At 74.0% G+C, this 8197-nt stretch carries 5 protein-coding genes; 4 read left to right on the forward strand and 1 reads right to left on the reverse strand.

Annotation, left to right across the window (positions count from 1 at the left end):
• Positions 1–142: 142 nt before the first annotated feature.
• Positions 143–1225, reverse strand: a complete 1083-nt coding sequence (locus tag ABZY57_RS30975; protein WP_356517582.1) for a methyltransferase — start codon at positions 1223–1225, stop codon at positions 143–145.
• A gap of 365 nt (positions 1226–1590) precedes the next feature.
• Between ABZY57_RS30975 and eboE the strand changes: the two genes are divergently transcribed.
• The 4 genes from eboE to ABZY57_RS30995 form a co-directional block, all read left to right on the forward strand.
• Entirely contained in the window at positions 1591–2769 is a 1179-nt protein-coding gene (gene eboE, locus ABZY57_RS30980) for a metabolite traffic protein EboE (RefSeq protein ID WP_356517585.1), read from the forward strand.
• A 177-nt stretch (positions 2770–2946) separates the two neighbouring features.
• Positions 2947–4425, forward strand: coding sequence for an FAD-dependent monooxygenase (locus tag ABZY57_RS30985; protein WP_356517587.1), 1479 nt, complete (start codon positions 2947–2949; stop codon positions 4423–4425).
• Positions 4426–4483: 58 nt separating this feature from the next.
• Positions 4484–5959 carry an FAD-dependent monooxygenase gene (locus ABZY57_RS30990; RefSeq protein WP_356517589.1) on the forward strand — a complete coding sequence of 492 codons (1476 nt, stop codon included), beginning with the start codon at positions 4484–4486 and terminating at the stop codon, positions 5957–5959.
• 295 nt (positions 5960–6254) lie between these two features.
• Positions 6255–8197, forward strand: a 1943-nt coding sequence (locus tag ABZY57_RS30995; RefSeq protein WP_356517591.1) for an FAD/NAD(P)-binding protein, incomplete at its 3' end; no start/stop codon positions are given.

The raw sequence follows: 8197 nt of genomic DNA on the forward strand, positions 1-8197 counted from the left end.
GCCGCCACCGGCGGGGCGGGGGCTGCGGCGTACGGGGGCGTACGGGGGCGGCCCCCAGGGGCGGCATACGCGGCGGGCACGCGCAAAGCCCCGGCTCCGCGTCGGGGGATGCGCGGAACCGGGGCCGCTCAGGGGCGGTGCGTCAGACCGCGACGGCCTCCACGATGGAGACGGCCGCGGCGGTCTCCACGACCTGCTCCAGCTTGAAGCCGGCCTTCGCCACCAGCTCCGCGTACTGCGACCGGGTGCGCTCCTTGCCGCCCACGAGCAGCATCAGCCACAGGTCGACGAGCTTGCCGGAGTGCGGCTCCTCGCCCTCCGGGACCACCATCTCCACCAGCAGCAGTTTGCCGCCCGGCTTGATCGCGGCGCGCACGTTCCGCAGGATCTGCAGGGCCTGCTCCTCCGGCCAGTCGTGCACGATGTGCTTGAGGACGTAGGCGTCCGCACCCGACGGCATCGGGTCGAACAGGTCGCCGTCGGCCAGGACCACGCGGTCCGCGACGCCCTGCGACGCCAGGAACTCCGCGGCGCCGTTCCCGGCGATGCGCGGGTCCGAGAGGATGCCCTTGGTGTCGGGCGCGCTGCCCAGGATCCCGGCCAGCAGCCCGCCGTTGGCCCCACAGAAGTCCAGGACCGTGCCGAACTGCGAGAAGTCGTACGCGGCCACGACCGGCGCGGTCTCGGTGGCGGACATGTTCCCCATCCCGCCGATGAACACCGCGCCGTATTCCGGGTTCTGCATGAGGTACTCGAAGGCGCCCATTCCACGCCGCTTCGGCAGGCTCGGCTCGCCGGTGCGCACCGAGTCCAGGAAACCGTTCCAGTCGTCCCAGTGCGTCGGGTGGCTCATCAGCACACAGAGGTCGCGCATCGTCACCGGGTGGTCGGCGCGCAGCGCGTCGGCCATCGGGGTCAGCGCCCACAGGCCGTCGTCCTGGCGCGTGAACACGCCCTGGGTGGCGAGCAGGCGCAGCACCCGGCCGAGCGCCTCGGCGTCCGCCCCGACCTCCGCGGCCAGCTCTTCGATCGGTCGCGGACCGGCCTGCAGGGCCTCGGCCACGCGCAGTTCGGCGGCGGCGGACAGGGCCTGGGTCACCATGGAGCCCATGGCCAGTTCGAGCAGGGCGAACGGGGGCGGGGCCAGCTCCCGGACCTGCTTCTGCAGGTCCGCCCGGGTCTTCTCCGCGGCGCGGACGACTTCGGGGGGCGGCACAGCGGGCATGAGATTCCTCCATGGCAGAAGAGCGAGCAATTCCGTCCCAACCGCCGGAAGGGACCCGCCCGCCACGATAAGGAGGAGCAATGGACCCGCCCTGGAAAGCGACTTGTACGCATCTGGAGCGGTGAGGACGCCTCGGCCGCCCGCCCAGAACGCCTCGGCGGCCGCTCGACGCGGGCCGGAGAGCGGTTCGTCCGGGACGAAGTACTCGGCATCCTTGGCCCCGGCATCGCCTTGCGCAGTCCGACGCCCCTGGAGGTTGTCCGTGTCCGTTCGTACCGAGCACGCCCTCACCGGAGACCGGACCCCTGTGTGGCTGGTCCGCGCCGCACCCGAGCGGGCCACCGCCCCCGCCGAGGTGTAGGCCCGTGCGCTTCCTCCACCGGGACGGCACCACCGTCCATCTCTCGTACTCGACCGGCATGCACCCCGCCGAGACCCTCGACGGGCTCCTCACCCAGCTGCGGGCGTACTGCGAGCCGGTACGCCGCCGACTGGGCCTGGAGCGGCTCGGCATCGGGCTCTGGCTGTCCGCGGACACCGTCCGCGGCCTCGACACCACCCCCCGCGCGCTCGCCGCCCTGCGCGGCGACCTCGACCGGCGCGGCCTGGAGGTCGTGACCCTCAACGGATTCCCGTACCAGGGCTTCGGCGCCCAGCGGGTCAAGTACCGGGTCTACCGCCCGGACTGGGCCCAGGCCCAGCGGTACGAGCACACCCTCGCCCTCGCCCGGATCCTGGCCGCCCTGCTGCCCGGCGACGCTGCCGAGGGCACGATCTCCACCCTCCCGCTGGCCTGGCGCACCGTCTACGACGACGAGCGCGCCGCCCGTGCCCGCACGGCCCTGGCCGACCTCGGCGCCCGCCTGGACGACCTCGCCGACACCACCGGCCGCTCGATCCGCATCGCCCTGGAACCCGAACCCGGCTGCGCCGCCGAGACCACGGCCGAGGCCGTCGAGCCCCTGCGGGCCATCGGCCACGACCGGATCGGCATCTGCGTCGACACCTGCCACCTGGCCACCTCCTTCGAGGAGCCGGGACCCGCGTTCGCCGCCCTGGCCGCGGCCGGCGTCCCGGTGGTCAAGACCCAGCTGTCGGCCGCCCTCCACGCCGAGCACCCCGCCCGCCCCGAGGTCCGCACGGCCCTCGCGGCCTTCGAGGCCGCCGACGACTCCCGGTTCCTGCACCAGATCCGCACCCCCGCCGCCGACGGCCTGCGCGGCACCGACGACCTCGGCCCCGCCCTGGCCGGCGGCGCCCTCCCCGAGACCGGGCCCTGGCGCGCCCTCTTCCACGTACCGCTGCACGCGACCCCCGCCGCGCCCCTGACCGCCACCCTGCCCGTCGTGAACGAGGCGCTGGCCCACCTGATCGGCGGCGAACGGGCGCTGACCGGGCACCTGGAAGTGGAGACCTACGCCTGGCAGGCGCTGCCGCCCGCCCTGCGCCCGCGCACCGCGGAGCAGCTCGTCGACGCCGTCGCCGCCGAACTCGCCTTCGCCCGCGACCTGCTGACGGAGCACGGCCTGAAGGAGCTGCCGTGAGCACCCCCTCCACCGCCCCGGCGGCCGCCCCGCCGCGCACCGCGCACCGGCAGGTGCCTCGCGCGGGTGAGGAACGGACCTCAAGGATCGCTTGAGCGATCCTGCGGTCCCGCTGCACCGCCCTTCGACCCCCCGGGTCTTTCCTGATGATCAACCATCTGCATGGAGGAATCGAGAATGGCAAAGAGCGCGATCATCGTGGGCGCTGGGCCGGTCGGTCTGATGCTCGCGGGGGAGCTGCGGCTCGGCGGCGCGGACGTCGTCGTCTACGACAAGCTGCCCGCCCCCAGCGGCGAGTCGCGCGGCCTCGGATTCACCAGCCGTACCGCGGAGGTCCTCGACCAGCGCGGGCTGCTCGACCGGCTCGGCGACATCCGCTGGGGCAAGCAGGGCCACTACGGCGGTGTCCGCATCGACTTCTCCCTCCTGGACGAGAGCCACTTCGGCGTCATGGGCCTGGCCCAGTCCGTCACCGAGGACGCGCTCGGCAGCTGGATCGCCGAGCTCGGCGTCGAGGTGCGCCGCGGCCACACCCTGACCGCCCTGACCGAGACCGAGGACGGCGTGGTCCTCGGCTTCGAGGGCCCCGACGGGTACACCGAGGCCACCGCCACGTACGTCATCGGCTGCGACGGCGGCAAGTCCACCGTGCGCACCCTGGCCGGCATCGACTTCCCCGGCGACGAGGCCACCCGCGGCATGTACCTGGCCGACGTCGTCGGCGCGGACGTGCGCATGCGGCCCATCGGCGAGCGCATCGAGGGCGGCGGCATGGTGCTGTCCGTCACCCTGGAGCCGGGTGTCGACCGCATCGTCATCCACGAGGCCGGCGTCCGCCCGCACCACGGCGAGGGCGAGCTGGAGTTCTCGGAGCTCGCCGAGGCCTGGCAGCGCCTGACCGGCGAGGACATCCACGGCGCCTCCGCCTCCTGGATGTGCGCCCTGACCAACGCCACCGGCCTGGCCGCCCAGTACCGCAAGGGCCGCGTCTTCCTCGCCGGCGACTCCGCCCACGACCACGCCCCGCTCGGCGCGCAGGGCGTCAGCGTCGGCCTCCAGGACGCCGTCAACCTCGGGTGGAAGCTCGCCGCGGTGCTCGGGGACCGGGCCCCCGAATCCCTGCTCGACACCTACCACGCCGAGCGCCACCCGATCGGCGAGCAGCTGATGCGCGACGTGCACTCCATGTCGCTGCTGTACCTCGCCGGCGAGGAGATGGAGCCGCTGCGCGACGTCGTGCGCGAACTCGTCACCCTGCCCGAGGGCGCCCGGCAGCTCGCGGGCCGCGTATCCGGCCTGCACATCAAGTACGACGTGGGCGCCGAGGGACACCCCTTCCTGGGGCTGCGCCTGGCCCCGCACCGGGCCGTCGAGCGCGCCGACGGCAGTCGCGCGAAGGTCGCCGAACTCCTGCACGCAGGCCGCGGCGTGCTCATCGTCACGGACGGGGACGGCGGCCCGGCCGCGGTCGCCGCCCGCTGGGCCGACCGCGTGGACGTCGTCACCGGCGCCTGGGCCGACCAGGAGGCCGACCACCACGACGCCCCGCAGGCCGTACTGGTCCGCCCCGACGGCTACATCGCCTGGGTGGCGCCGTCCGGCGGCGACCTCGAAGCCGCCCTCACCCGCTGGTTCGGGGCGCCCGCGGCCGTCTGACGGCCGGCCGCACGACACCCCGCTCCACCCCGCAGCTTTGATGTTTGAGGAGTAGGACATGGCAAAGGGCGCGATCATCGTCGGCGCCGGGCCGGTCGGGCTGATGCTCGCCGGTGAACTGAAACTGGGCGGCGTGGACGTCGTCGTCTTCGAGAAGCTCCCCGCACCCAGCGGCGAGTCCCGCGGCGTGGGCTTCACCCGCCGCGCGGCCGAGGTCTTCGACCAGCGCGGCCTGCTGGAGCGCTTCGGCGAAGTCGAATGGGCCCAGGGCCACTTCGGCGGGGTCCACATCGACTTCTCCAAGCTGGACGACAACCACTTCAGCGTCCGCGGCATCCCGCAGTTCCGCACCGAGGAGATCCTCGAGGGCTGGCTGAAGGAGCTGGGGGTCGAGGTCCGCCGCGAACACGAGGTGCTCGGCTTCCGCGAGACCGAGGACGGCGTCGTCGTCGAGTACGAGGGCCCCGCGGGCCGCGGCGAGGAGAGCGCCCACTACCTCATCGGCTGCGACGGCGCGCGCAGCATCGTCCGCCGGCTCGCCGGCATCGACTTCCCCGGCTGGGAGCCCACCCGCGGGATGTACATGGCCGACGTCGTCGGGGCGGACATACGCCAGCGCCCCATCGGCGAGCGCGTGCCCGGCGGCATGGTCATGGCCTTCAACCTGGAGGACGGCGTCCACCGGATCGTCATCCACAACGAGTCGCTGCGCCCGCCGGAGGACAAGAGCGGCCTGACGTTCCAGATCATCGCCGACGCCTGGCAGGACATGACCGGCGAGCGCCTGCACGACGCCGAGGTCCGCTGGATCAGCTCCTTCACCGACACCACCCGCCAGGCCGCCCAGTACCGCAAGGGCCGGATCTTCCTCGCCGGCGACGCCACCCACATCCACATGCCGGCCGGCGCGCAGGGCATGAGCGTGGGCGTGCAGGACGCGGTCAACCTCGGCTGGAAGCTGGCGGCCGCCGTCAACGGCTGGGCGCCCGAGGGCCTGCTCGACACCTTCCACTCCGAGCGGCACCCGGTCGGGGAGCTGCTCATGCGCAGCACCCGCGCCCAGACCAAGCTCTACCTCTCCGGCGAGGAGATGGAGCCGCTGCGCGCGGTCATGCAGGAACTCGTCCAGGACGTCGCGGTGGCCCGCCACCTGGCCGGCCAGGTCTCCGGCCTCGACGTGCGCTACGACATCGGCTCCGGCAGCCACCCGCGGCTCGGCCTGCGCCTGCGTCCCGACACCCCGATCAAGCTCACCGACGGGAGCCCCGCCACCGTGCGGGACCTGCTGGGGCCGGCCCGCGGGGTGCTGTTCGTGACGCCCGAGGCCGCCGACTCCGACGCGCTGCGCGCCACTGCGGCGCGCTGGGGCGACCGGGTGGACACGGTCACGGGCGACTGGGCCGAGGGCGAGGGGGACGCGTCGGACGCCCCGCACGCGCTGCTGGTGCGCCCCGACGGCCACATCGCCTGGGCGGCCCCGGACGAGGCCGACCTGCAGGAGGCGCTGGAGCGCTGGTTCGGGGCAGCCGCCTGAGGCACCCCCAGCCGGTCCGGCCCGAGAGCACCCCCGCCCCAGGCGAGGGGTGCTCTCGCGTGTCACGGCGCCCGTACGCGTCCCCCACCGGCCCGGAGGGCGCCCGAAACCGGGTCAGGACCGGTCTTCCACTCGTATCCGAGCCCTGGTTGAGCGGCGGGACCGACCGTTGGCGGACACCACCCTGACCCCCGGGGAGCAGGCCGGGCCGGCACACCGGCGGGGCCGACGCCGCGGCGCCGCGGTCCAGCCGTCCCCCGTCTCCTGAGCGGAGTGCTTCGTGAGTAGCGGACGTATGGAAGTGTGCCTTGTCGGCGCCGGACCCCGCGGGCTGTCCGTACTGGAACGACTCTGTGCGCAGGAGCGGAAGTCCCCCCAGTGGGACCAGCTGACCGTGCACATCGTGGAACCGGACCCACCGGGCTCCGGCCGGGTCTGGCGTCCCTCCCAGTCCCGGCACCTGCTGATGAACACCGTGGCCTGTCAGGTCACGGTCTACACCGACGCCAGTGTGGCCATCGAAGGTCCGCTGGAGGAGGGCCCGAGCCTGTACCAGTGGGCCAAGGCGCTGGGCCCCAGCGCGCTGACGCCCGGAGCGGGCACGCCGTACGACGACGAGACCCTCGCCGAGGCCCGGGACCTGGGGCCGGACACCTACCCCACCCGCGCCCTCTACGGCCAGTACCTGACCTGGGTGTTCGGCCAGGTGACCGCGAGCGCGTCCGCGCACACCACCGTCCGCGTGCACGCCTCGCGCGCCGTGGCCCTGGAGGACGCCGAGCCCGACGCGGGCCCCGGCGGGGCGCAGACCGTACTCCTGGAGGACGGCACCCGGCTGACGGGCCTGGGCGCGGTGGTGCTCGCGCAGGGCCACGTGCAGGTGCGGCCGACCGACACGGAGCGGGAGTTCGCCGCGTACGCCGCCCGGCACGGGCTGACCTACATCGCGCCGAGCAACCCCGCGGACGTCGACCTGTCGGCCGTCTCCCCCGGCGAGACGGTGCTGCTGCGCGGCCTGGGCCTGAACTTCTTCGACTACATGGCGCTGTTCACGCACGCCCGCGGCGGCCTGTTCGAACGCGTCGACGGCCGCCTGGTGTACCGCCCCTCCGGCCGCGAGCCGCGGCTGTACGCGGGCTCCCGCCGCGGCGTGCCCTACCAGGCGCGCGGCGAGAACGAGAAGGGCGCCCACGGCCGCTACCACCCGCGGCTGCTGACCGCCGATTTCGTCGCGGCCCTGCGCGCCCGGGTGCGGGGCGGGGAGCCGATCCGCTTCGGCACCGAACTGTGGCCGCTGATCTCCAAGGAAGTGCGCACCCTCTACTACGAGACGCTGCTCGCCCAGCGCGCGGAGCCGGCCGCGGTGGCCGCCTTCGGCGAGGCGTTCCTGCAGGCGGGCGACGACGGGGCCGAGGACGTGCTGCTCACCGCGGCCAGAATCCGCGACGACGAGCGCTGGGACTGGGACACGGTCGCCCGGCCGTACGACGAGCAGGTCTTCCGGGACCTGGCCTCCTTCCGCGGCTGGCTGCGCGGCTACCTCGACGAGGACGTGCGCCGGGCCCGGGAGGGCAACGTCAGCGGCCCGTTCAAGGCGGCCCTGGACCTGCTGCGGGACCTGCGCAACGAACTGCGCCTCGCGATCGACCACGGCGGCCTCGACGCCGACTCGCACCGTGACGAGCTCGACCACTGGTACACGCCGCTCAACGCCTTCCTGTCGATCGGTCCGCCGGCCTCCCGCATCGAGGAGATGGCCGCCCTGATCGACGCGGGCGTCCTCGACGTGACCGGCCCGGGGCTGAGGGTGGCCACCGACCCCCTCGACCCCGCGGGCCCGGCCTTCGTCGCCACCTCCCCGGACATGGCCGACCTGCGGGTGCGGGCCACGGTGCTGATCGAGGCCCGGCTGCCGGAGATCGACGTGCGGCGCACCTCCGATCCGCTCATGGACCGGCTGCTGAGCACCGGTCAGGCCCGGACCCACCGCATCGCGGGCGCGGACGGCTCCTCCTACGAGACCGGCGGCCTGGCCGTCTCGCAGCGCCCGTACCACCTGCTCCAGGGGCAGGGGGTGCCGCACCTGCGGCGGTTCGCGTACGGGGTGCCCACCGAGGGCGTGCACTGGGTGACCGCGGCCGGCATCCGGCCGGGCGTGGGCTCGGTGACGCTGGAGGACTCCACTGGGGCTGCTGGGGCTGCTGCGGGTAGTACTGCGGGGGCTGCTGCTGGGGAGGC

The sequence above is a fragment of the Streptomyces sp. NPDC006450 genome (assembly GCF_040612195.1).
Taxonomy (GTDB): domain Bacteria; phylum Actinomycetota; class Actinomycetes; order Streptomycetales; family Streptomycetaceae; genus Streptomyces.

Bases quoted from the DNA above. Each gene is read 5' to 3' on its own strand.
- ABZY57_RS30975 (WP_356517582.1), bottom strand. From the start codon at position 1,225: ATGCCCGCTGTGCCGCCCCCCGAAGTCGTCCGCGCCGCGGAGAAGACC.
- ABZY57_RS30985 (WP_356517587.1), top strand. From the start codon at position 2,947: ATGGCAAAGAGCGCGATCATCGTGGGCGCTGGGCCGGTCGGTCTGATG.
- ABZY57_RS30990 (WP_356517589.1), top strand. From the start codon at position 4,484: ATGGCAAAGGGCGCGATCATCGTCGGCGCCGGGCCGGTCGGGCTGATG.